Source organism: Caballeronia hypogeia (assembly GCF_001544875.2).
In the GTDB taxonomy this organism is placed as follows: domain Bacteria; phylum Pseudomonadota; class Gammaproteobacteria; order Burkholderiales; family Burkholderiaceae; genus Caballeronia; species Caballeronia hypogeia.
In genome coordinates, this window is sequence record NZ_FCOA02000002.1 from 281,274 (window position 1) to 303,899 (window position 22,626).

The 22,626-nt window shown below is 63.2% G+C and carries 20 protein-coding genes; 5 read left to right on the forward strand and 15 right to left on the reverse strand.

Going from position 1 to position 22,626, the window contains the following annotated elements; translation table 11 throughout:
- Positions 1–6: 6 nt before the first annotated feature.
- The 3 genes from AWB79_RS04525 to AWB79_RS04535 form a co-directional block, all read right to left on the reverse strand.
- Entirely contained in the window at positions 7–594 is a 588-nt protein-coding gene (locus tag AWB79_RS04525; protein WP_061166189.1) for a peroxidase-related enzyme, read from the reverse strand.
- Positions 595–653: 59 nt separating this feature from the next.
- Positions 654–3,263 carry a PAS domain-containing hybrid sensor histidine kinase/response regulator gene (locus AWB79_RS04530; RefSeq protein WP_061166190.1) on the reverse strand — a complete coding sequence of 870 codons (2,610 nt, stop codon included), beginning with the start codon at positions 3,261–3,263 and terminating at the stop codon, positions 654–656.
- 256 nt (positions 3,264–3,519) lie between these two features.
- The gene (locus AWB79_RS04535; RefSeq protein WP_061166470.1) at positions 3,520–3,738 is read right to left on the reverse strand and encodes a hypothetical protein; all 219 of its coding nucleotides are present in this window, start codon (positions 3,736–3,738) and stop codon (positions 3,520–3,522) included.
- 141 nt (positions 3,739–3,879) lie between these two features.
- Here AWB79_RS04535 and AWB79_RS04540 point away from each other — a divergent pair, with 141 nt between their 5' ends.
- Complete coding sequence (locus tag AWB79_RS04540) at positions 3,880–5,034, forward strand: aldose epimerase family protein (RefSeq protein WP_061166471.1); 1,155 nt, start codon at positions 3,880–3,882, stop codon at positions 5,032–5,034.
- 2 nt (positions 5,035–5,036) lie between these two features.
- On the opposite strand, the gene AWB79_RS04545 is transcribed toward AWB79_RS04540, so the two are convergent.
- Genes AWB79_RS04545 through AWB79_RS04565 form a run of 5 tightly spaced genes read right to left on the reverse strand, consistent with a single transcriptional unit; the run spans position 5,037 to position 10,918 of the window.
- Positions 5,037–6,230 (reverse strand): serine hydrolase domain-containing protein, encoded by a 1,194-nt coding sequence (locus AWB79_RS04545; RefSeq protein WP_232470820.1) that lies wholly within the window; start codon positions 6,228–6,230, stop codon positions 5,037–5,039.
- A 2-nt stretch (positions 6,231–6,232) separates the two neighbouring features.
- Positions 6,233–7,408 (reverse strand): serine hydrolase domain-containing protein, encoded by a 1,176-nt coding sequence (locus tag AWB79_RS04550; protein ID WP_082862282.1) that lies wholly within the window; start codon positions 7,406–7,408, stop codon positions 6,233–6,235.
- An 11-nt stretch (positions 7,409–7,419) separates the two neighbouring features.
- Positions 7,420–8,826 (reverse strand): dihydropyrimidinase, encoded by a 1,407-nt coding sequence (gene hydA / locus AWB79_RS04555; protein WP_061166192.1) that lies wholly within the window; start codon positions 8,824–8,826, stop codon positions 7,420–7,422.
- A 10-nt stretch (positions 8,827–8,836) separates the two neighbouring features.
- Entirely contained in the window at positions 8,837–9,565 is a 729-nt protein-coding gene (locus AWB79_RS04560) for a maleate cis-trans isomerase family protein (protein ID WP_061166473.1), read from the reverse strand.
- A gap of 54 nt (positions 9,566–9,619) precedes the next feature.
- A complete protein-coding gene (locus AWB79_RS04565) occupies positions 9,620–10,918 on the reverse strand; it encodes an MFS transporter (RefSeq protein ID WP_061166193.1) in 1,299 nt (432 codons plus the stop codon).
- A gap of 171 nt (positions 10,919–11,089) precedes the next feature.
- Here AWB79_RS04565 and AWB79_RS04570 point away from each other — a divergent pair, with 171 nt between their 5' ends.
- Positions 11,090–11,821, forward strand: coding sequence for a GntR family transcriptional regulator (locus tag AWB79_RS04570; RefSeq protein ID WP_061166194.1), 732 nt, complete (start codon positions 11,090–11,092; stop codon positions 11,819–11,821).
- A 295-nt stretch (positions 11,822–12,116) separates the two neighbouring features.
- On the opposite strand, the gene AWB79_RS04575 is transcribed toward AWB79_RS04570, so the two are convergent.
- Positions 12,117–12,407, reverse strand: coding sequence for a hypothetical protein (locus tag AWB79_RS04575; RefSeq protein ID WP_061166195.1), 291 nt, complete (start codon positions 12,405–12,407; stop codon positions 12,117–12,119).
- A gap of 278 nt (positions 12,408–12,685) precedes the next feature.
- Between AWB79_RS04575 and AWB79_RS04580 the strand changes: the two genes are divergently transcribed.
- Positions 12,686–13,738, forward strand: coding sequence for an AraC family transcriptional regulator (locus AWB79_RS04580; RefSeq protein ID WP_061166196.1), 1,053 nt, complete (start codon positions 12,686–12,688; stop codon positions 13,736–13,738).
- Here the strand turns inward: AWB79_RS04580 and AWB79_RS04585 are convergent.
- The 5 genes from AWB79_RS04585 to AWB79_RS04605 form a co-directional block, all read right to left on the reverse strand.
- Entirely contained in the window at positions 13,689–14,942 is a 1,254-nt protein-coding gene (locus tag AWB79_RS04585; RefSeq protein ID WP_232470821.1) for an MFS transporter, read from the reverse strand. The two genes, AWB79_RS04580 and AWB79_RS04585, sit on opposite strands and share 50 nt — an antisense overlap.
- 150 nt (positions 14,943–15,092) lie before the next feature.
- Positions 15,093–16,460 carry an MFS transporter gene (locus AWB79_RS04590; RefSeq protein WP_061166198.1) on the reverse strand — a complete coding sequence of 456 codons (1,368 nt, stop codon included), beginning with the start codon at positions 16,458–16,460 and terminating at the stop codon, positions 15,093–15,095.
- 50 nt (positions 16,461–16,510) lie between these two features.
- Positions 16,511–16,846, reverse strand: coding sequence for an NIPSNAP family protein (locus AWB79_RS04595; RefSeq protein ID WP_061166199.1), 336 nt, complete (start codon positions 16,844–16,846; stop codon positions 16,511–16,513).
- A complete protein-coding gene (locus AWB79_RS04600; RefSeq protein ID WP_061166200.1) occupies positions 16,843–18,588 on the reverse strand; it encodes an FAD-dependent oxidoreductase in 1,746 nt (581 codons plus the stop codon). Before AWB79_RS04600 ends, AWB79_RS04595 begins: the two co-directional genes overlap by 4 nt.
- A 29-nt stretch (positions 18,589–18,617) precedes the next feature.
- On the reverse strand, positions 18,618–19,457 hold the full coding sequence (locus tag AWB79_RS04605; protein WP_061166201.1) for an SDR family NAD(P)-dependent oxidoreductase: 840 nt from the start codon (positions 19,455–19,457) through the stop codon (positions 18,618–18,620).
- A gap of 138 nt (positions 19,458–19,595) precedes the next feature.
- Here AWB79_RS04605 and AWB79_RS04610 point away from each other — a divergent pair, with 138 nt between their 5' ends.
- Positions 19,596–20,489, forward strand: coding sequence for a helix-turn-helix domain-containing protein (locus AWB79_RS04610; protein WP_061166202.1), 894 nt, complete (start codon positions 19,596–19,598; stop codon positions 20,487–20,489).
- 116 nt (positions 20,490–20,605) lie between these two features.
- Positions 20,606–22,255, forward strand: coding sequence for an alpha,alpha-trehalase TreA (gene treA, locus AWB79_RS04615; RefSeq protein WP_061166203.1), 1,650 nt, complete (start codon positions 20,606–20,608; stop codon positions 22,253–22,255).
- 70 nt (positions 22,256–22,325) lie between these two features.
- Here the strand turns inward: treA and AWB79_RS04620 are convergent, their stop codons facing one another.
- Complete coding sequence (locus tag AWB79_RS04620; RefSeq protein WP_061166204.1) at positions 22,326–22,562, reverse strand: tautomerase family protein; 237 nt, start codon at positions 22,560–22,562, stop codon at positions 22,326–22,328.
- Between the last annotated feature and the right edge of the window lie 64 nt (positions 22,563–22,626).

A 22,626-nucleotide genomic window follows, 5' to 3' on the forward strand; every position in this document is an offset into this window, starting at 1 on the left:
GGCAGCTTACTTCGGCGCTTTCGGCACGCGTCCCATCAGGAAGAACTCGTCGTTGGGCCGCATCGAAATAACGTTGGCCATGCGGTTCGACAAGCCGAAGAACGCGGTGATCGCGGCGATGTCCCACGCGTCTTCATCGCTGAAACCGTGGGCGTGGAGCGCGGCGAAGTCGGCATCGTCCACCGTGCCCGATGCACGGCACACCTTCAGTGCGAAATCGAGCATGGCCCTTTGGCGCGGCGTGATATCCGCCTTGCGATGATTCACCGCGACCTGATCCGCGACCAGCGCGTTCTTCTCGTAGATGCGCAGGATGGCTCCGTGCGCGACGACGCAATAGAGGCAATCGTTCACCGCGCTCGTCGCAACGACGATCATCTCGCGCTCGCCTTTGGAGAGGCCGCCTTCCTTCAGCATCAGTGCATCGTGATAGGCGAAGAACGCGCGGAATTCGTCGGGCCGATGCGCGAGCGTGAGGAACACGTTGGGCACGAAGCCCGCTTTCTCCTGCACTTCGAGAATGCGCGCGCGGATATCGTCGGGCCAGTCTTGCGGATCGGGAACCGGATAGCGGCTGATGGGCTTATGCGTCATGGCGTCTCGTCGTGGGTTCGGTGCGTTGGCGTTGAACGCACATTGTAGAGCGACGTTCCCTAACGCGTGACGGTCAGCGATGCCAGCAGCTTGAGCAGGCTGTCCACGTTCACCGGCTTCACGAAGTGATAGTCGAAGCCCGCCGACTGCGCGCGCAGCCGGTCCTCGGCCTGTCCGTATCCGGTAATGGCGATCAGCAACGGGGTCGTGTCGCCCTTGCGGCGCAGGCGGCGGGCGAGCTCATAGCCGTCGATATCGGGCAGGCCGATATCGAGCAGCGCGACGTCGGGCTGCAAGGGCTGGGCGGCCTCCAGCGCTTCCGACGAGGAATACGCGACGCGCGCGACATGGCCTTCGGACTCGCACAGCATGGCGAGCGAATCGGCGGCGTCGCGGTTATCGTCGACCACGAGGATGCGCAGCGCCGCGCGCGCCTCGCGCACGCCGCTATCGGAAAGGGCGAGCGCGGAATGCCGCTCGTGATGCTGCAGGCGCGGCAGCCGCACGGTCACGGTCGTGCCGAGACCCGGTCCGGGACTCTGCACGGTGATCGTGCCTTTGTGCATCTCGACGAGCTTCTTGACGAGCGACAAGCCGATGCCGAGCCCGCCGTTCGAACGGTCGAGCGTGCGCTCGCCTTGCGAGAACAGCTCGAACACCTTCGGCAGCAGATCGGCGGAAATGCCCGTGCCCGTATCGGCGATGACGATGGCGACCCATTGGTCATCGGCCTGCACGCTGACCGTGATGCGGCCTTGCTCCGGCGTGTACTTGCTCGCGTTGTTCAGCACGTTCACGAGAATCTGCGAGAGCCGCGTCGGGTCGCCGCAGACCCAGGTGGTGGCGTCCGACACATCGACGTGAATGCTTTGCGAGCGTCCCTCGACCATGCCCGCGATCGCCTCGACCGCGTGATAGACGGCGGTGCCGACGAGGATCGGCTCAAGTTGCAGCGCGATGCGTCCTTGCGTGATGCGCGATACTTCGAGCAGATCGTCGACGATGCGCGTCATGTGCTCCACCTGCCTGCGCATCAGATCGATCAGCTCGCGCCGATGCTTCTCGACATCCTGATCCTTCTGCAGCAGCGCGATGGCGGTGCGCAGCGGCGCGAGCGGATTGCGCAACTCATGCGCGAGCATGGCGAGAAATTCATCCTTGCGGCGGCCCGATTCGCGCAACATCAACTCCATGTGCTTGCGCTCGGTCATGTCGATCACGCTGCCGATGATGCGCAGCGGCTTGCCGTCCTTGCTGCGTTGAAGCAGGGCGCTTCCCTGCATCCACTGTTCGCCATGAAGGTTGCTCACGCGAAACTCGAAGTGGCCGCCCGGATCTTCGCCCGCCGCGAGGCTGCGCACATAGCGGTCGAGCGTGGCGCTGTCGTCGGGATGCACGCGCGCGAGCGCGGCCTCGTAGCCGAGCGTCTCGCTGAACTGCCGCTCGCCTCCGGTTTCGATGGCGAGCGTCCACGTCTCGAGCTCCAGCGACGCGATATGAATCTTCGCGGCCTGCATCGCGACCGTGAGACGCAGGCTGCGCGCTTCGATCGCGGCCTGCGCCTCGAAGCGCGGCGTCACGTCGGTCGTGGTCCCGAACCATTCCTGCAGATTGCCTTGTTCGTCATACAGCGGTGCGGCATGCGCCTGCACCATGCGATAGGCGCCGTCGCGCCGGTACATGCGAAAGGTGAGCGTGCGCGCGGTGCCTTCCTTCAATGCTTCGAGCCACGCCTGATGCGTGCGCTCGCGATCCTCGGGATGAATGAAATCGAGCCAGCCCCAGCCCGACAACACTTCGGGAGAGACGCCGGTGAAGGTCTCCCATTCGCCGCCCGAAGGACGGATCTCGCCGTTCGCGTCGGCCGACCACACGAGCGCGCCCGTCGATTCGACCAGCGCGCGATAACGCCGCTCGGAAAGGCTCAGGCGGTCTTCGTCGGCACGTTGCGTGCTGATGTCGAAGCTCACGCCATAGACGCGCGCGAGCACGCCGTGACGATCGAACTCGGGATGGCCGCGCATGCGCAACCAGCGGCGTGCGCCGGGGTCCGCCTCCAGCACGAAGTCGAATTCGAACGGACCGCCATCGCGCAATGCTTCGGTGAGCTTGCGCTGAAACGGCTCGCGATATTCGGGCGCGACGCGATCCCATACTTCCGAGAGCAGGACGGCTTCAGTACCTGGCGGAAAGGAATAGAGCGCGGCGAGTTGCGCGGTCATGCGCACGACGCGCGTTTTCATGTCCCATTCCCACGCGCCCATGCGCGCGCCCGCGAACGCGGCCTGCAGACGCCGCTCGCTCGCCTCGTACATGGACCATGCGTGCCGGCACTCGTGGATGTCGATCGCGACCCCCACGGTGTCGCCGATCTGTCCTTCCTCGTCGCGGCGCGACTGGAGATGCAACGTGTGCCAGCGGAAGGCGCCGTCGTGGCGCAACAGGCGCACGTCGACGTTGCGCAGCAACGTGCCGTCGCGCATCTGCCGCAGCGCGTCGAGAACGGGCGGGATGTCGTCCGGATGGACAAAAGCTTTCCAGTGCCGTCCGACCAGTTCGGGAAATGCAACGCCGAGATAACGGCACGCCCACGGATTTGCGTACTGGATGACCCCGTCGCGCGCCGCGCGCCATACGAACGACGGTAAAAAATGAGCAGGATCGTGCATTGAGCGTCCTTGCTTCCGTATTTGGCGAGACGCGTCGCCTGGCGCGGCATCGAGAGCAGCGATAGCTTAGGGATACCATACAACAAAAGCTATGCGATATAGCTTTTGAAGGCGTCATACGGAAACATGGAAATGGACGGGAAGAAATTGCTGAATACCCTTGCGAAAAGTGTTCACTCGTTCGCCCGACCAGGCGATGCAGAATGTCAAAGTTATAAAAGACCGTCCAATCATCTAATGAATTGAAGCAAAGTTATCAGCCAGCTTCACCGACATCCTTGGGATTCGGCATGTCCGCTTTTTCGATCTTGTCGCGTTGCGGTGGCGCGGGTTCGTTTTTCATCGCGCGCTTCTGTTCGTCGGAAAGACGGCGATCCGCGACATTCGGATCGTCGGGCGTTTGCTTCGGCGGCGTCGGGCGATCAGTCTGCTCGTTGGTTTGTTCGCTCGCTTGCTGGTTTGCTGGCTGATTCATGAGGCGCTCCTGGTCGTCATCGATGAAGTCTCGCTTCACGTGCGAACGCGCATGTCCCGTGCCCGGGCATAGGTCATGCTCACGACGCATCCCGACGTACGCCGCGAAGGCAGCATCGAACGCTTTTCTCTCAAGCCGCTTATGTCACTCACGGACCTCGTCATCATCCGTTTTGCCGCTGCAACATGCGCGGCCCTGATCCCGCTTGGCGGATGGGCCGCATCGGTCGCGTCGGCGCCGTATGGGACGACGCGGCAGGGTCAGCAGGTCACGCAATACACGCTTTCCAACTCGCGCGGCGTGACGATGAACTGCATCACGTATGGCGGCGTCGTGACGCGGCTCGATGTGCCGGACCGGCGCGGGCATCGCGCGGATATCGTGCTCGGTTTCGGCTCGCTGGCCGACTACGAAAAGTACAACGGCAAGATTCACTTTGGCGGTCTCATCGGGCGCTACGCAAACCGAATCGCCGATGGCCGCTTCGAACTCGAAGGTCACACGTGGAAGCTGCCCGTCAACGAGCCGCCCAATACGCTGCATGGCGGGCCGCATGGCTTCGATGAAAAGGTCTGGAGCGTCGTGCGAACGTTTCAGGGCGCGCAGGGCGCGGGCGTGCAGCTGCGCTACGTGAGTCCCGACGGCGAGAACGGCTTTCCCGGCACGCTCACGGTCGATGTGACCTACACGCTCACGGACGACAACGAAGTGCGCATCGACTATCGCGCGAAGACCGACAAGCCGACTGTCGTGAACCTCACGAATCACAGTTACTTCAATCTCGCGGGCGAAGGCAGCGGCAGTGTCGAAGGGCAGCTCATCATGATCGCCGCGTCGAGCTATACGCCCGTGCGGCCCGATTCGATTCCCACCGGCGAACTCGCGAGCGTCGAGAACACGCCGCTGGATCTGCGTGCACTGACGCCGATCGGCGCGCGGCTGCGTTCGTCGTTTCAGCAGATGCGCTATGCGCACGGCTACGATCACAACTGGAAGCTGAACAAGAACGGCCAGCGCAACGGCGAACCGACCTTCGCGGCGCGCGTCTACGATCCGTCGAGCGGCCGCGTGCTCGACGTCTACACGACGCAGCCCGGGCTCCAGTTCTACGCGGGCAACGGCCTCGATGGCGGCGTGACAGGCACGTCGGGCGCGGCGTATCGGCAAACCGATGGCTTCGCACTCGAAGCCGGGCATTTCCCCGATTCGCCGAATCACGCCACATTCCCGTCGACCGAGCTCAAGCCCGGCGACGAGTATCACGAAGTCACCGTATGGAAGATCGGTGTGCGCTAGCGTCAGAGCCGGGGCCGGTCGGCAGGATCGACCTGTGTGCCGGGTATGCCTCGAGTGCGCGCGCTGATGTCGAGTTCACGCCGCAAGGCCGCGCTGCGTTCCTTCGAGGGCCGTGCATGATCCGCATTGTCGAGCGCGGGGATCACATAGTTGTTGACCATCTGGCGGAAGATCTGGAGATTCTTCGCGTCACGCAGACCGCCATCGACTGACATGACGCTCGTCATCACGATCACCGTGTTGCGCTCGGGCAGCACCGTGATGAACTGCCCCTTGAAGCCCATCGCGTCGAATTCCGGCTCGTTCTGCACGACGTTGTTGATCCACCAGTAGTAGCCGAAGTAAGGCGCGACGCCCGGCGATGTCATCTGCGCGATCCATGGCTCGGGCACGATCTGACGACCTTGCCAGCGGCCATGGTCGAGCACGAGCATGCCGATTTTCGCCATGTCCACCGCGCGTAGCCGCAAGCCCCATCCCGCCGAAACGAGACCAGAACGGTCGGCGCGCGTCCACATGGCGTGCTTCATGCCGAGCGGCGCGAACAGATTCGCCTGTGCATATTGCTCGACGGGTTCGTGGGCAGCGGCGCTCAGCATGGCGGCTGCCAGGATCGGGTTGATGTCCGTGTATTCGAACTCCGAGCCGGGTGCGGCTTTGGGATTGGTTTCGGCCGCAAGCTTCAGTCGATCGGGCGCGGCGTAATAGATGGGATCGTCTTTCGGCTTGAAGTCGTAGTGCAGTCCACTCGACATGGAGAGCACATGTTTCAATTCGACCTTGCGCTTGTCGGCGAAATCGGCGCGCAGGTCGGGACGCCATGCGGCAAGCTTCGTCGCGACCGAATCGTCGAGACCGATCTTGCCCTGGCCGATCAGTATGCCCGCGACCATCGACGTTACCGACTTCGTGACCGAGTACAACTCGAAGTTCGAATCGCGCGATACGCCCGCGCCATAGCGCTCGAAAATCAGCTTGCCGTCCTTCACGACGAGCAGGCTGTATACCTCGAGCTTCTGCTCGCGAATCCATTGAGAAAGGCGCACGAGCTCGCGCGAATCGACGCCCGCATCTTCGGGCGATGCTTGCGTGAGTCCTGTTTCGTTCAGCGGCGCGGCCTGTGCTGCATGTGCGCTCGCAAGCGATATCGCAACGACGGCCGGCGTGATGCATTTCAGCAGCATGCGTGGCTTCATGATCAGGTCTCGGGTGCGTCGTTGAATGCGGCAGCGGTGCCGGGCACGCCTTGAGTCTTGTTGCTGCGTTCAAGCTCTTGCTTCAAGGCTTCCGTTTTGGTCGCCGTGACGACGGGTCGCGCCGAAGGCGTCAACGCGGGCAGGATGAAGTCGTTCACCATGCGCCGATACTGGTTGAGGTACGTGGCGTCGCGCAATCCGCCATCGGTGGGCAGCAGGCTCGTCATCACGACGACCGCACGCTGTTTCGGCAGCACCGTGATGAATTGCCCCTTGAAGCCCATTGCGCCGAATTCCGGTTGTCCCTTTTCGACGACGTGCTGAATCCAGCAGTAGTAGCCATAGTCGGCGGCGGCGGGCGAGGGCGTCGCCATCTGCTTGATCCACGCTTGCGGCACGACTTGCCTGCCTCGCCAGCGCCCGTTGTCGAGCATCAGCATGCCGATCTTCGCCATGTCCACCGCGCGCAGACGCAAGCCCCAGCCGCCCGCGACCGCGCCTTTATCGTCCACCCCGGTCCAGCGGTAGTGCGACATGCCGAGCGGCTCGAAGAGCTTCTTCTTCGCGAAGGCGTCTTCGCGTTCGTGCGCGGCGACGCTTACCGCCGTGCCGACCAGCACCGGATTCACGTCGATGTAATCGAAGTCCGTGCCGGGCGTCTTCGCGGCGCGCGCGGTCACCGCGACGCGCAGCCGATCCGGTGCGCCGTAGTACAGTGGATCGGTGCCTTCGCGTGTCTGATGGCTGAGACCGCTCGACATGGACAGGAGATGGCGCAACTCGATGTCCTGTTTGTCCGCGAGCTGCGCGGCGAGATCGGGCCGCGCCTTGGCGATCAGCGGCGCGACTCTCGTCGATGGACTCAGCTTCCCTTCGCCTTCGAGCACGCCGACGAGCAGCGAGGTAATCGTCTTCGTGACCGAGTACAACTCGTAGCTGTTATCGCGCGTGAGGCCGTCGCCGTACCGCTCGAACACGATCTTGCCGTCCTTCACGATGACCAGACTGCGCACGTCCAGTCTGTCCGTGCGTATCCATTCCGACATGCGCACCAGCGGCGCCGAATCGACACCGACAGACTCGGGCACGACTGTCGGCATGTCCTTCGACGCATCGCCCGCCGCATGCGCGGCGACGCAGACCAGCGCCGCTGCCATGGAAGTCATCATCAGCTTCATCGCTCGCACCTTCATTCGAGATTGGGTTTGCCTGCGGGCAGAAAGCGTCCGCGCCCCGCGCGCACGTCGAGCAGCCTGCCGTCTTCGACGAGCAGTTCGCCGCGCGAGAAGCAATGACGCGGCCATCCGGTGACTTCGATGCCTTCATACGGCGTGTAATCCACCGCATGATGCAGGGACGCGTTGGCGATGCGCACGCGCTTTTCCGGGTCCCACACGACGATATCCGCGTCCGCGCCGACCGCGATCGTGCCTTTCCTCGGATAGAGTCCATAGAGCTTCGCGGGCGCGAGCGAGGTCAGCTCGACGAACTGATGCAGCGAGATGCGTCCTTCCTTCACGCCCTTGAAAAGCAGCGGCAAGCGCGTTTCAAGCCCGGGAATGCCGTTCGGAATGTGATCGAACGCGACTTCCTTGCCGCCGGGCTTCTTGCCTTGCGGATCGTCGTAGGAGAAGGGCGCGTGATCGGACGAGACGAGCGAGAACACGCCTTGCCGAAGCGCTTTCCACACGGCGTTCTGATTCGCCGGATCGCGCGGCGGCGGGCTGCATACGCACTTCGCGCCTTCGTATTCGCCGTGGCCGAGATCGTCGGCGGTGAGGTACATGTACTGCGGGCAGGTCTCCGCGAGAATCGGCAGGCCGCGCGACTGGCCCCAGCGAATCTGCTCGATCGCATCGGCGCCCGATACATGCACGATGAGAATCGGCACATCGACGAGTTCCGCGAACGCAATCGCGCGATGCGTCGCCTCACGTTCGACGACCGCGGGCCGCGCGAGCGCATGGGCGTGGGGCGCATGCAGGCCTTTGCCCAGCAGACGTTCCGTAAGCCAGCCGATGCAGTCCGAATTCTCCGCATGCACCATCACGAGCGCGCCATGCTCGCGCGCGACGGTGAGTACATCGAGCATCTGACGATCGTCGAGCTTGAGGTCGTCGTAAGTCATGTAGACCTTGAACGACGTATAGCCGTTCCTGATCAGACGCGGCAGTTCTTCGGCCAGCACGTGCGGCGTCGGATCGGCGACGATCAGATGAAAGCCGTAGTCGATCAGCGCGCGTCCTTCCGCACGACCGTGATAGTCATCGACGGCCGCTTGCAGCGATTGTCCCTTCGCTTGCGCGGCGAACGGAATCACCGTGGTCGTGCCGCCGCATAGAGCGGAGCGCGTGCCGCTCAGAAAATCGTCGGCCATGCGCAGGCCATCGGGCATCGGCTGATCGAGATGACAGTGGCCGTCCACACCGCCCGGCAGCACCAGCATTCCGCTCGCGTCGAGCTCGCGCGGCGCATCGGGCAGGCCTTGCCCGAGCATCGCCACGCGGCCGTCGCGAATGCCGATGTCGCACGAAAACCGGTCCGACGCAGTAACGACGTCGGCGTGACGGATCACGAAATCGAGATCGTTCGACATGGCATAGCCCTCAGATGACTTCGCTGAACAGACGTCCCCAGCCCTTCACGCTGCGCGTGTCGTAATCGGCGAGTTGCAGCGATTTCCATACGACCGTCGAGATCGTGTCGTAGATCGGAATGCCGGTTTCCTCTTCGAGTTCGGGCACGAGATGCGCGGCGTTCAGGTTCGTGCAGAAGATGGAGATCGCGCGCGGCTTGTCCTTCGCGACTTCGCGCACCATGCGGCGGATTTCATCGGGCTGGACTTCCGAGAACGAGAAGTTGACCTTCAGGTTCAGATGCCGCTCCGCGATGCAGTTCAGCCCTTCGCTGCGATAGTTCGCGATGATCTTCTCCTGCACGTCGTCGAGATACGGCGTGACGAGACCGAACTCGCGCGCATCGGTTTTCTTCAGGATCTCGTTCAATGCGAGCACGGAAGTCGTGGCCGGAATGCCTGTCGCTTCGGTAATGCGGCGGCACAGGCGCTCATCGGCTTCGAAGCCCAGCCAGCCCGAGGACGTGCCGTTCCATGCGATCACGTCGACTTTTGCATCGGCGAGCAGTTGCGCGGCTTGCAGGATCTTCGAGTCGTCGAACTGGCCGAGCGCCTGATCGGAGAGCGAGATCTCGGTCACCGGAAAGCGCGCGAAATGCGCGGACACGCCGGGCAGGTTGGCGACCATCGCGCTCGTCAGAGGTTCGAGCGACGTGTTGGACGAGGGCGTGAGCATGCCGAGCAGGGTGCGTTTTTTCATCATGTGTCTCTGTGTGAATTGAGCGAAGCGTTGCTGCGTGAAGACTGATTCCGCTCAGACGGGAATCTTCTTTTCGTAGTCGATGGCGCTGGAGCACACCAGCAAGCCGATGCCAGCCGCCGCGAAGAACATCAGCGCGAGGAAGTACGAGTGCGTGAACTGCACGATCGCGCCGACGATGATCGGCACCGCAACGCCGCCGATATTGCCGCCGAGATTCATGAAGCCGCCGAGAAAGCCGATCTTGTTGCGCGTGCCGATCGACGACGGAATGCACCAGTAAAGGCCGCACCAGCGCAGGAAGAAGAGCGTCGTGGAGAGCAGGGCGACGACCGCGACCGCATTCGTCACATACGCGACCGAAAAGATCGAAACGGTTGCGATGACCGCCGCGATGCCGAAGAGCGTGCGCATCACGACATTCGGACGTCCCCCCGCGGCCTTCCATTTGTCCGCGATCCAGCCGCCGATCAGCTCGCCGACGAAGCCGCTGAAAAAGATGATGAAACTTGAACCGCCCATCTGCTTGATGTCGAAGCCGTGAACCATGTGCAGGTAGTTGGGCATCCACGTGAGCAGGCCATAGAACACGCTGTTGAAGCACATCCAGCCGAAGAACATGCACCATACCGAGCGGTACTTGAAGAAATCGCTCGTGCGGCCCGAGAGCGACGGCGGTTCGGCGGCGGCGTCGCGTGCATGCGATTCCTCGATATACGCCGCTTCGAGTTCGTTCACGCCGGGATGCTCGCGTGGCGTATTGCGTACATAAAACCAGGCGAGGATGCCCGCGAGCACGGTGCCGACGCCCGCCACCGCGAACGCGAGGCGCCACGAGCCGAGCGTCGCGATCAGTCCGGTGATGAGGATTGCGCCCAGCGCCGCGCCGAGCGGCGCGCCGCCGTCGAGCAGGGTCGCGCCGCGGCCGCGCTCGGTCTGCGTCATCCAGATCGCGTTGAGCTTGCCGCCCGCCGGGTAGATCGGCGCTTCGGATGCGCCGAGGCCCAGACGCGTGAGCAACAGGCTCGGCGCGTTGGTGCACACCGCCGCGATTGCCTGGAAAAAGCCCCAGAACACGGTCGCGGAGGCGATCACCACGCGCGGCTTGAAGCGGTCGGCGAGCATGCCGCCGGGAATCTGCATGACCGCGTAGGTCCAGAAAAACGAGGAAAGGATGAGCCCCTCCATCGCCGGACCGATATCGAACTCCTTCGAAATGAGCGGCATCGCGACCGACAGCGACGCGCGGTCGATGTAGTTGATCGCGATGAGGCTCAGCATGACGACGAAAATCTTCCAGCGAACGGTGGATTTACCCACCGTCATTGCGGCTACACCGGATGTTGAAGACATGAACAGGCTCCTGGATAGGCGGATGTTTTCGTGACGTCGCGCAACGTTGAAGAGAGTATAGGATTAGAAATTTATAATTACAAACAGTGTAAACCATTGGTTTTAAACAAATTCATTTTGCACGTTGACGGTGCAGGGTTTTCACCAAGATCGTGATAAGCTTGCACTGCGATGAACCAGACCACCAAAAGCCCCCTCCTTTTGCGCACGCGCGGCATGGCCGCGGAGATTGCCGCGCGCCTGCGCGACATGATCGACGAGGGCGAGTTGCCGCCCGGTGCGCGCATCGACGAAAAAGAACTGAGCACCGCGTTCGACGTCTCGAAGACGCCGCTGCGCGAGGCGTTGAAGGTGCTGGTGTCGGAGGGGCGCGTGACGCATCGGCAGTACATCGGTTATCGCGTCGCTGAGATCGATCTCGGCGATCTCGCCGCCACGTTCGAACTGCTTCACGGCCTCGAAGCGATGGCGGGCGAGCTGGTAGGGGAGCGCATTACCCATGCGCAGGTCGCGGCAATTGCGGCGAAGCATCGGCGCATGGTGGAGTGTCACGACGCGGGCAAACGCGTCGAGTATTTCAAGCTGAATCAGCAGATTCACCAGATGATCGTCGACGCCGCCGGCAACCCGGTGCTCGCGAACGTCTATTCGACCTTGATGGCGAAGGTGCATCGCGGACGCGGTGCCGCGAATGCCGACACCCTGCGCTGGGCCGAATCCGCCAACGAGCATGATGCCATTCTGGCTGCGCTCGAAGATCCCGCGCACGAAGGCCTGGCCGAGATCCTGCGCGAACATTCACGCAACACGGCGCGCGAAGTGCTCGCCGTGCTCACGCGCGCGAAGGGCGATGCGCCCGCCGCCAGCATCGGCGATCGCGCGCGCGAGAAAGCGTCGGGCTAAGTCCTTTCTCAAACGCCATCGGATTCGAATACGAGAGCTTTCGCGTCCCGCGCACGTCGTCGCCATCATCGTGCGAAACATGCGCGGGACGCGAAGCCCCTTCGTAATAGCACTTTCGTTACGCGGGCCGAAAACGGACCATGCTTCGATCGTGCTCTCTCAGGCAGCCCTCGCCTTGGGTTTTGCTTCCTGCGTCTTGTAATTTTGCGTTTTGAATGCGACATGCCTTTTGGTGTTTTGCATGCCGCGTGCTCCATGCAGGCGGACGGCGAACCCGCGCCCCGACGACTAGCGGCTACGCCGCCACCTTCTTCGAAGCCGCGCCGGCATGATCCTGTGCGAGCAACTCCAGCAGTTGCAGCACACGAGCCCGTTGCGTCGAGACGAGATCGCTCTCGTCGCCGAGGATGGCGAGCCGTCGCTTCCAGTACGCGCGATTGAGACAGGCGAAGGCCTTCCGGTCAGCCGACCGGGAGATCGACCTGATCATGTGCTCGAGATGATCGAGCTCGGCGTCCGCAACGCGTGCCGGTTTAAGTGCCGCGCTCGCTGCGCGGGTAATATGCAAGGCTTTCGACTTTCCCATGTTGACGCCCCGAAACGTCTTTTCGCGTGCCTTTGGCTACGTTTTATGTGTCGAGCGGCCGTAAACCACTCTTGAGGCAAGGAGACGGCGATGTGACAGCAGCATGAAGGCAGGAATCGCCGACCCGCCAGCCGCGATGCCGCACTCGCCGCTCCTCACCCGCCACGATAACCCTGCATTTTGAATTCGCTTTACCATGCGTCTCATTTGCCGCACTTGCGCGGCGCGCGTCGTGTGCGCCATCGAATGAAAGGACGATCCGACCGAACCCGCTGCCCATGCCTGCCGATTCCGACACACCCACCTTCTTCACGCGCTTTTCGACACAAGCGGTCCCGCGCGAGCGGCAACTGCTCGCGTGGCGCGATCGCGTGGGGCATGTCGTCGATGTGCTGCCGGACAAGGCTCAGGTCGAGCGCGGCTTCGAGGGCAAGATCGATCTGCATGCGGCTGGCGGCCTCGTGTTCACCGAAGCGCGCACCGAGGCGCTGGTGCTCGAACGATCCATCGCGCGTGTTTCCACGGACACGCGGCGCGATTTCGCCTTCCATGTGTACGCAGAGGGCGAGACCGGCCATGTCGGCGGCGTGAACCTGAAGCGCAGCGAGCCGGGCTCGGTGCGTGGCATCGTCGCGTTCGATCTGAACCAGCGTTTTCGGCTCGAACGTCCGGCATGCCGCGTGTTGACGATGTTCGTGCCGCGCCCGATCGTGGCCGCGCATATCGGCGACTGCGAAGCGTTGCACGGGCGCGTGCTGTCATTCGACGCGCCGCTCGCAGGGTTCGTGCTCCAGCATTTCGACGCCACCGCGCGCGAGCTGCCGACGCTCGAGCGGCCCGACGCCATCGACCTGCTCGACGCCGGTGCGCAGCTCCTGCTCTCGGCATTCGCCGGCAAACCGCACGCATCGCCCGACGCACGCACCGCGCTGCAAACGGCCGTGAAGGCTCAGGCGAAGCGCTACGTCGAAACGCATCTGCACGAGGCAGATCTCACGCCGATGAACGTGGTCGACGCGCTCGGCGTGAAGCGGGCGACCCTTTATCGCTGGTTCGAGCGGGAGGGCGGTCTTGCCGCGTACATTCGCGAGCGCCGCTTGCGTGAAGCCGCCGACGAACTCGTGCGGCTGCCAAACTTGCAGATCGCGGATATCGCGTTCGGTCTCGGCTTCAAGAGCGCGTCGGATTTCACGCGCGCGTTCCGGCGCGCCTTCGATGTGAGTCCGCTCGAGATGCGCATGTGCGCGCTCGAATTGCTGCGCGCGCAGCCCGCCGGTCATCTCACGCGAGCACGCGCCGCGCGCTCAACGGGCGCTCGGGGAAGCGGCTGAGCGCGCAGAGCGCCAGGCAGTTCGCGGCCAGCAGATACCATGCGGGCGTCATCGCGTTGCCGGTCGCATCGATCAGCCACGCGACCGCGAGCGGCGAGAATCCGCCGAAGATGACCACGCCGAACGTGTAGATCACCGAGAGACTCGCCGCGCGCCGATGCTTTGGAAATGCTTCGAGCATCAGCACCGAGCCCGCGCCCGCGTTGTTCAGCGCGATCGCCACATAGAGAAGGATGATCGCGAGCGCGAGCGTGTCGGGTGCGCCACGCGTTAGTGCATGAAACGCCGGATACGCGGTCATGAGCGCCGCCACGAGCGATGCGTATTGCAGCGTCTTGCGGCTCGTCAGCCGGTCGGCGGCGAGCGCGACGAGCGGCGTCACGAGAAGAATCACGAAACCCGAAAGCGATGCGATCAGGAGACTCATCGTGGCGGGGCGGTGCAACGTGTGCGTCAGATAGCTCGGCATGTACAGCACGGCGATGTAGATGCTCGACGATGGCGCGGCCATCATCAGGATGCCGCATGCGAGCGGACGAGCGTGTTCGTGCAGCACAACGGGAAGCGGCGTGCGTGCGGGCCGATCAGCGACGGAAAGCGGGGCGCCGGGAACGCGCCGCAGAAACCAGCCGAGCGGCGCGATCAGTCCGCCGACGACGAAAGGCACGCGCCATCCCCATTGCGCGATTTCTGCGGGAGACAGAAACGCCGATGTGCATGCGCCGACGAGCGCCGCCGCGCATGCCGCCGCGCCCTGGCTCGCGCCGCGCCAGCTCACCATGAAGCAGCGCCGCTCGTACGGCACGGATTCCATCAGCAACGCCGACGCCGGGCCGATCTCGCCGCCAGCCGCGAGCCCTTGCAGAAGCCGCGCGAATACGATCAGCACGGTTGCGCTCGCGCCGATCGCGGCGTGCGCCGGCAGACATGCGATGAGCCAGGTGCCCGCCGCCATCAGGCCGATCGAGAGCCGCATGCCGGCGTCGCGGCCGTGACGGTCGGCGTATCGGCCGATCAGTATCGCGCCGAGCGGACGCATGACGAAACCCGCGCCGAATGTCGCGAGCGACAGCAGTAGCGATGCAGTGGGGTCGTGCGTGGGAAAGAACAGCCGTCCGATGATCGCGGCCGAGAACCCGTACACCGTGAAGTCGTAGGCGACGAAGCCATTACCGATCACCGTCGCGACGATGAGGCGGGTCATTCCGGGGGACGCGTCGTGGGTTCGAACGGGTGTCATCGATAAAGCGGGCTTTGGTCATTGGCGATTGATTACGTCCGGACGGTCCGAATACTTGAGGACCGCGTGCGCGTAATATACGACGCCTTTCGAAAAAGCCCACTCAACGGTTTGTCATTCGAACTGCCCGATCCCGATCGATTCACGCGACGCATCGCGCTTGCTCAAGGCGCCCAACGCGAAAGCGGCGACGAATGCGGGGAGTGCGAGCAGCGTGAAGACCGCGCCGAACTGCAGCCCCATGCTCATCAACAAGCCTCCCGTCATTGCGCCCGCCACCGCGCCCATGCGGCCGATGCCGAGCATCCACGCCACGCCCGTCGCGCGGCTCCGGGTCGGATAGAACGATGCGGCGAGCGCCGACATCGACGTGACTGCGCTCGTGACCGCCGTTCCCGTCAGGAAGATGAGCACGGCGAGCCAGAACTGATCAGTCACGCCACGGCCGATGGTCAGCACCAGCGCCGCCGCGAGAACATAGGCGCATGCGTTGACGCGTCGAGGGTTCGCACGGTCCATCACCCAGCCGAGACACAGGTTGCCGAGTATGCCGCCGAGCGGAAAGAGCGACGTGGTGAGCGCGGCGCGTTCAGCCGAGAAGCCTGCATCCTTGAAGAGCGTCGGCAGCCAGTTGGTGAGCAGATAAAAGATCATCAGCCCCATGAAGTACGCGAGCCACAGCATCAGCGTGCCGAAGCGATACGGCCGCGACACGATGAGTCCGATCGACGACCGGCGTGCGCCCTCGGTGTGCGTATCGGCGGCGACGAACGAGACGGATGCGCCATCGGCGAGACGCGGATCGTCCGAGATGCGGCGCAGGACACGCGCGATATTCTCGGCGGGGCGCTTGCGCATGACCATGAACTGCGCGGACTCGGGCAGCAGCGCGAGCAGCAGCACCGTCAGCACGATCGGACCGGCACCGCCCGCGACCAGCACGCTCTGCCAGCCGAAATGCGGAATGAGCCACGCCGCGCACAACCCGCCGATGGAAAGCCCGACGGAAAAGCCGCAGAACATGGCGTTGACCGCGACCGCGCGAATGCGCGCGGGCGCGTACTCCGACATCAGCGTGACCGCGTTGGGCATGGCCGCACCGAGCCCGAGGCCCGTGAGAAAGCGCCACGCGGTCAGCGCTTCGATCGAACCCGCCTGCGCCGACGCGAGGCTCCACGCGCCGAAGAAGAACACCGACAACGCGAGCACCGCTTTGCGTCCGATGCGATCGGCGGCGGGTCCCGCCGCGAGCGCGCCGATCCCCAGGCCGACGAGCGCCGCGCTCATCACCGGGCCAAGCGCGGCGCGCGTGACGCCCCAGTCGCCGATCAACGACGGCGCGATGAAACCGATTGCCGCGGTGTCGAAGCCATCGGCCGCGACCACGAGAAAGCACAGGATCAGAATGACCCATTGATACGGCGAGAAACGCTCGCCGTCGATGAAGCCCTGGACCTCGATGGTCCCACGATTCGTTTCCATGCCGCTATGTCTCCATTCATTTATGTATAACGGTGACGCACCCGCGTCACTCAACGCACTGCCGGCGAAAGGCTCCTGAAATCCACACGTTTGATGATGCGGCTCTCCTGAGCCACGATGAGATGCGCCGACGCCTGCAGATAAGCCGGCCATTCGGGATCGTTGTCGCGCGCGGTGCGTCGCTGGTCGTAATCCGCGATGCTTTCGTAAGCCCACAAGTGCACGACCTGGTTCAACGCGCCGATATCGCTCATGTAGAAGCCGACGGGCGCGCCAAGATACTTGAGCTGAATCGGCATGGCGAGACGATCGAATACGTCGATGAATTCGGCCATGCCACGCGGCTTGATCGTGTAGATGCGGTGATCGACGAAAGGCTTGCTCATGCTGCGCTCCTCAATTCGCTGTTCTGCTCGCGTGCGTCGATGCGGCCCGCGAGATGCAATCCGGTGAGATAACCGAAGGTCATGATCGGGCCGAGCGTGATGCCCGCGCCGGGATAGTTGCCGCCCATGACGCTCGCGCGATCGTTGCCCACGGCATAAAGACCGGGGATGACTTCATCGCCCTTGAGCACTTGTCCATGCGGATTCGTCGCGATGCCGTCGAACGTGCCGAGATCGCCCATCACGAGCTTGAGCGCGTAATACGGCCCGTCGCCGATTGGCGCGACGCACGGGTTCGGCTGATGCGCGGGATCGCCGAGATAGCGGTTGAACGACGTCGTGCCGCGACCGAATGCAACGTCCTTTCCGTCCGACGCATCGCGGTTGTATTCGCGCACCGTAGCTTCGAGTGCGGCGGCATCGATGCCCGTGCGCTGCGCGAGTTCCGCGAGCGTGCGGCCACGGTGGAGATAGCCGCTTTTCAGATGAGGGCCGAGCGGCAACGGTGCGGGCTTCGCGAAGCCCAGACCGTATTTGCGGATGGTCGCGTGATCGCAGACAAGCCACATTGCCGTTTCCTTGTCGTCGCTGCAGGCCTGGATCATCGCCGCGCCGACATCGTGGTATGAGTTCGATTCGTTGGTGAAGCGCACGCCTCTGCGCGTCACGCCGATCACGCCCGGCTTGTATCGATCGAGCAGATGCGGGAACACGCCGTATGCGCCGTCTTTCAGCGGCACGCGCGAGACCGGCATCCACGCTGCAGGCTGCGGATAACGAATCTCGACACGACCGCCCGCGCGTTCGGCCATGCGCGCGCCATCGCCGGTATTTCCCGCCGGCACCGGCGACCTATGTTCGCCACCACGGCGCACATGCGGATAAGCCTTCGCGATGCGCGCGACATCGTGTGAGAAGCCGCCGCATGCGAGCACCACGCCGCGCCGTGCACTGATGCGTACCTCGTGTCCGTCCGCGATGACGATCGCACCGGCTACGCGACCTTTCACCGTGATGAGTTCCTTCGCGCCGGTGCGCGTGTGGATCGGAATGCCCAGTTCCAGCGCCGATTTGGCGAGACGCGCGGCGAGCGCGTTGCCGCTCGTGATCTGCACGCCGCGTTTGTAGAGCGCGAGTTCCTTGATGTGACTCGCGAGCCGCCTGGTCACATACCACGCGGAAGCCAGCGACTTCGTCGCGTTGAAGAAGTGCTTGAGATCCGCGCTCGACGAATTGAACATCATGCCGATGAACGTGATCGTCTTGAGCGGCGGCCGCAGGCGCGCGATGTCCTTGCCGAGCGCGCGTGCGTCGTATGGCCTGGCGACGACCGAGCGTCCGACGTCGACGCCGCCCGGCGCATCGGGGTGGTAGTCGGGATAGAGCGTCGGCAGGAACTCGACCGAAGTCTCCCGCTCGAAGAAATCGATCATGCGCGGGCCCGCGTCGAGGAACGCATCGACGGCGGCTTCGTCGTACATCGCCCCGGTCTCGCCGCGCAGATACTCGATCGCCGCTTCGCGCGTGTCGTGAATGCCCGCCTGCCTTGCGTGGCGATTTCCGGGTATCCACAGCACGCCGCCCGAGAACGCGGTCGTGCCGCCGAAGTATTCTTCCTTCTCGACGACGATCACGTCGAGCCCTTGTTTCTTCGCTGTAATGGCCGTGGAAAGGCCGCCGGCGCCCGAGCCGATCACTAGCACATCGCAAGCGAGATCGGACGACCGCGTCACGGTAGTCATGATGATGTCCTTTGATTGATTGAGTGCGTTCAGGCGCCGCGCGCCGCTTCGAAGCCGGGACGCGGAACGAGGTCCATCAGCATGCATTCGAGGCCGCCATCGACTGCGATCTCCGCGCCGTTGACATACGCTGCGCGACGGCTGGAAAGAAACGCCGCTACTTCAGCGATATCGCGCGGCTCCCCGATGCGGCGGCTCGCGGTCATCGCGCTGCGGCGGGCTTCGACATCGCCTTGCTCATAGAACGCCTTCGAAAGCGGCGTGCGGATCATGCCGGGGCAAATCGTGTTGCTGCGCACGCCGCGCGGGCCCCATTCGGCGGCGATCTGACGCGAGAGCATCGCAATGCCGGCCTTGCTCGGGCTATACGCGCCGCTCCACGTTTGCGGATGATGCGCCGCCACCGACGCGACATGCACGATGCTCCCCGCGCCACGCGCGAGCATGCCTCGACCGAACGCCTGCGCGCACAGCATGTAGCCGGTGAGATTCACGGCGAGCATGGCGTTCCATGCATCGAGTCCGATATCTTCGATGCCGCCCGGGCGCAGCAGTCCCGCGTTGTTGACGAGCACATCGACATGACCGAATCTGCGTTCGACCTGATCGCGCGCTCGGTTCACGCTCGCTGCATCGCTGATATCGCACGCGACGGCGATTACCTCCACGCCGCTCGAACGCAGCGCATCGGCCGCTTCCTGGCAGCCTGCTTCATCGCGATCCACCAGGGCGAGGCATGCGCCCGCATCCGCGAATGCCGACGCCATTGCGCGACCGATCCCGCCCGCCGCTCCCGTCACCACGCATACGCTCGATTCGAGGCCGAGCCAATGCGGCGCGACAGCGTCGCGCGCAATCTCCTTAGTCATCCTTGTCTCCTGAGTCCCTTCGATTCGAAGGCCTTGCGCAGCCTTCCCTGTGAAAAAAGTATATTCACGGGCGTGCACGAAAAATTGGACAAAGGCGGCAGACGACAGGACAATTTGTGCATCAGGAGACGGCACGACATGCGTAAAATCCCTAACTACAACCTGTACGGAGAATCGGCGCGTCCGCCGTGGTATGACGCGTTCAACTTCGAATGGATCGTCGAGCGCAGCGCCCCGAACGACTGGCATATCGACGCGCATCGGCACGACGCGCTCTTGCAGTTTCTGTACATTCGCGGCGGCGGCGGGCAGGTGCTGATCGAGAACAGCATGATCGAGATCGCGCCGCCTTGCGTCATCATGCTGCCCGCGCAGACCGTACACGGTTTCAACTTCGCGCCGGACATCGACGGACTCGTCGTGACCGTCGCGCAGCGATCGATCGAAGCGCTCGCAGCCATCGCGGCGCCGGGACTCATTCCCGTGCTGCAGCGGGCAGGCCTCATTCGCATGAGCGCGCAGGCCGTCAGGCAGAGTGCTTTCATTCCGATCATCGAATTGCTGGAAAAGGAATTTCGCGCGACCGATCGCGGGCACATGGCGGCGGGCATGTCGCTCCTGATTGCACTTTTCGTGCATGTGGCGCGGCTTTGCGAAAGCGCATCGACGCCGGGCGTCGCGTCCACTGAAAGACGCGCGCAACAGATCAAACGCTTTCGTGAGCTGGTGGCGACGCATTTTCGCGAGCATCGGCCCGTCGAGTTCTACGCGGAGAAGCTCGACATGACCGTGACACAGCTCGGGCGCATCTGCCGCGAGGCGCTGTCGAGCTCGCCGCTCGCAATGATCAACGAGCATCTCGTGCGGGAGGCGCAGCGGGATCTGGTCTATTCGAACATGTCGGTCAAGCAGATCGCGCATGGTCTCGGGTTTGCGGATATCGCTTATTTCAGCCGCTATTTCCGCAAGCAGACCGGCGTCACGCCGACGCAATTCCAGGCTGAAGCGCACAAGGCATTGGCGATTCAATAACGAGGGTTGCCACGCGCGTGCAAGCGTGCGATCCTTCGCCGTGCCGTGAAACACAAGAATCAGAACACGGCCCGAGCGAGACCAGTCCGGCTCAATCATCCTTCTGTGGAGGAAGTATGGTCGCACTGTCATCGCATCGCACAGCGCATGAGGCGTCGAAGCGCTTCCAGTTCAAGGCACGCGGAATGCTAGGCGCCTGGCTCATTCTGGGCACGGCCGCAGGCTTCGCGCATGCCGACGCGCAAACCGGTTTTACGCTTCTGCCTCCTCCCAGCGAGTTATACGGCGATCTTTTCGTCGCCGTGCAGACGCAGGGCGTTTATCCGGATCAGAAGACGTTCGTCGATGCGACGCCGAAGATTGATCCTGCGCAGATCGTGCAGGCTTACCATCAACAGATGGGCGTGCCCGGATTCAATCTCAAGGACTTCGTCACTCAATACTTCATTCCGCCTGCCGACCAGAGCGTCACGCCGCCGCCGAATCAGACACTGCGCGAACATATCGACTGGCTCTGGCCAGAACTCACCCGCTTGACGACCACGGCGAACGTGCCTCAGTACAGCTCGCTGATCCCGATGCCCAAGTCATACGTGGTGCCCGGCGGACGGTTTCGCGAAGGTTACTACTGGGACACGTATTTCACGATGCTGGGCCTTCAGGAAGCGGGGCGCGAAGATCTCGTCGATAACATGCTCGATAACTTCGCTTATCTGATCGACACCATCGGCCATATTCCCAACGGCAATCGCACCTATTACGTGAGCCGTTCACAGCCGCCGTTCTTCTCCTATATGGTCGAACTTGCCGCGCAGAAAGAGGGCGGACGCGTCTATCAGAAGTATTTGCCGCAATTGCGCCGTGAATACGACTACTGGATGCAGGGAGCGAATTCGGTGCAACCGGGCGGCGCGGTGCGCAACGTCGTGATGCTGCCGGACAAGACGGTGCTCAATCGTTACTGGGACGAGCGTGACACGCCGCGTGACGAGTCCTATCTGGAAGACGTCAATACCGCGAAGCTGGTCACGAACCGTCCGGCCAGCGAGGTGTATCGCGATCTTCGCGCGGCGGCGGAAAGCGGCTGGGATTTCAGCTCGCGCTGGTTCGGCGACAACATGACGCTCGCGACCATTCGCACGACGTCGATTATTCCCGTGGATCTGAACAGCCTGATGTTCCACCTCGAAACGACCATCGCGATCGGTTGTGGCGAGGCGCGCAACTTCGGCTGCGTCGGCGAGTTCGTCGGGCGCGCGGCGAAACGCGCCATCGGCATCAACAAGTATCTGTGGAATCACAACGGCTACTACGGCGACTACGACTGGCAACTCGGGCAGCCGCGCAACAATCCGTCGGCGGCAATGCTTTATCCGTTGTTCGCGAACGCCGCGTGGCCGGATCGCGCGCACAAGACCGCCGAGACCGTTCAGGCGCTTCTGCTTAAACCAGGCGGTCTCGCCACCACCACCTACAACACGACGCAGCAATGGGACGCGCCCAATGGCTGGGCGCCCTTACACTGGATCGCGGTGCAAAGCCTGCGGCGCTATGGGCGCGGCGATCTCGCACAGCAGATCGGCACGCTGTTCCTCGCCGATGTGAACAACGTCTACAAGACGCAGCAAAAGCTGGTGGAGAAGTACATCGTGGAGGGCGAGGGGACGGGTGGTGGAGGCGGCGGCGAGTATCCGTTGCAGGACGGTTTCGGCTGGACCAACGGCGTTACGCTGAAGCTGCTGGATCTCTACGCGCCGGGGCAGTGAACCTGCGATAAGAGCGACATCGCCGCCACATCGGTAACATGCGGCGATGTCATCTTCATTCACGGCGCATTCAGGCTTTCTTCGCCTGCTTTTGCCGCCGATATTCGGGCACGGGGACGCCACCTACGCCCCAGTTCTCGAGTTCCACTTCCTGAATCACGACGAATGTGGTATCGAGCGGCTTATTGAGAACTTCGAGAAGCAGTTCGCTCACACCCTTGATGAGTTGTGCTTTTTCATCGGCGGTGACGGCGTTCGTGCCGGCTTTGTTGCCTTCGCGTGTCACCTGAATCGTAACGATCGGCATCGCGTTTCTCCTTGCAGTTGAACGTAACGAAGCGCCCCGCGAGGGGCGCATGCGCCATCGACAT

Coding starts and splice junctions, on each gene's coding strand:
- AWB79_RS04595 (WP_061166199.1), bottom strand. CDS start 16,846: ATGAGCAAGCCTTTCGTCGATCACCGCATCTACACGATCAAGCCGCGT.
- AWB79_RS04570 (WP_061166194.1), top strand. CDS start 11,090: ATGAACCAGACCACCAAAAGCCCCCTCCTTTTGCGCACGCGCGGCATG.
- AWB79_RS04605 (WP_061166201.1), bottom strand. CDS start 19,457: ATGACTAAGGAGATTGCGCGCGACGCTGTCGCGCCGCATTGGCTCGGC.
- treA (WP_061166203.1), top strand. CDS start 20,606: ATGGTCGCACTGTCATCGCATCGCACAGCGCATGAGGCGTCGAAGCGC.
- AWB79_RS04530 (WP_061166190.1), bottom strand. CDS start 3,263: ATGCACGATCCTGCTCATTTTTTACCGTCGTTCGTATGGCGCGCGGCG.
- AWB79_RS04580 (WP_061166196.1), top strand. CDS start 12,686: ATGCCTGCCGATTCCGACACACCCACCTTCTTCACGCGCTTTTCGACA.
- AWB79_RS04525 (WP_061166189.1), bottom strand. CDS start 594: ATGACGCATAAGCCCATCAGCCGCTATCCGGTTCCCGATCCGCAAGAC.
- AWB79_RS04545 (WP_232470820.1), bottom strand. CDS start 6,230: ATGAAGCCACGCATGCTGCTGAAATGCATCACGCCGGCCGTCGTTGCG.
- AWB79_RS04575 (WP_061166195.1), bottom strand. CDS start 12,407: ATGGGAAAGTCGAAAGCCTTGCATATTACCCGCGCAGCGAGCGCGGCA.
- AWB79_RS04565 (WP_061166193.1), bottom strand. CDS start 10,918: ATGTCTTCAACATCCGGTGTAGCCGCAATGACGGTGGGTAAATCCACC.
- AWB79_RS04540 (WP_061166471.1), top strand. CDS start 3,880: ATGTCACTCACGGACCTCGTCATCATCCGTTTTGCCGCTGCAACATGC.
- AWB79_RS04550 (WP_082862282.1), bottom strand. CDS start 7,408: ATGAAGCTGATGATGACTTCCATGGCAGCGGCGCTGGTCTGCGTCGCC.
- AWB79_RS04560 (WP_061166473.1), bottom strand. CDS start 9,565: ATGAAAAAACGCACCCTGCTCGGCATGCTCACGCCCTCGTCCAACACG.
- AWB79_RS04585 (WP_232470821.1), bottom strand. CDS start 14,942: ATGACCCGCCTCATCGTCGCGACGGTGATCGGTAATGGCTTCGTCGCC.
- AWB79_RS04610 (WP_061166202.1), top strand. CDS start 19,596: ATGCGTAAAATCCCTAACTACAACCTGTACGGAGAATCGGCGCGTCCG.
- AWB79_RS04620 (WP_061166204.1), bottom strand. CDS start 22,562: ATGCCGATCGTTACGATTCAGGTGACACGCGAAGGCAACAAAGCCGGC.
- AWB79_RS04535 (WP_061166470.1), bottom strand. CDS start 3,738: ATGAATCAGCCAGCAAACCAGCAAGCGAGCGAACAAACCAACGAGCAG.
- AWB79_RS04590 (WP_061166198.1), bottom strand. CDS start 16,460: ATGGAAACGAATCGTGGGACCATCGAGGTCCAGGGCTTCATCGACGGC.
- AWB79_RS04600 (WP_061166200.1), bottom strand. CDS start 18,588: ATGACTACCGTGACGCGGTCGTCCGATCTCGCTTGCGATGTGCTAGTG.
- hydA (WP_061166192.1), bottom strand. CDS start 8,826: ATGTCGAACGATCTCGATTTCGTGATCCGTCACGCCGACGTCGTTACT.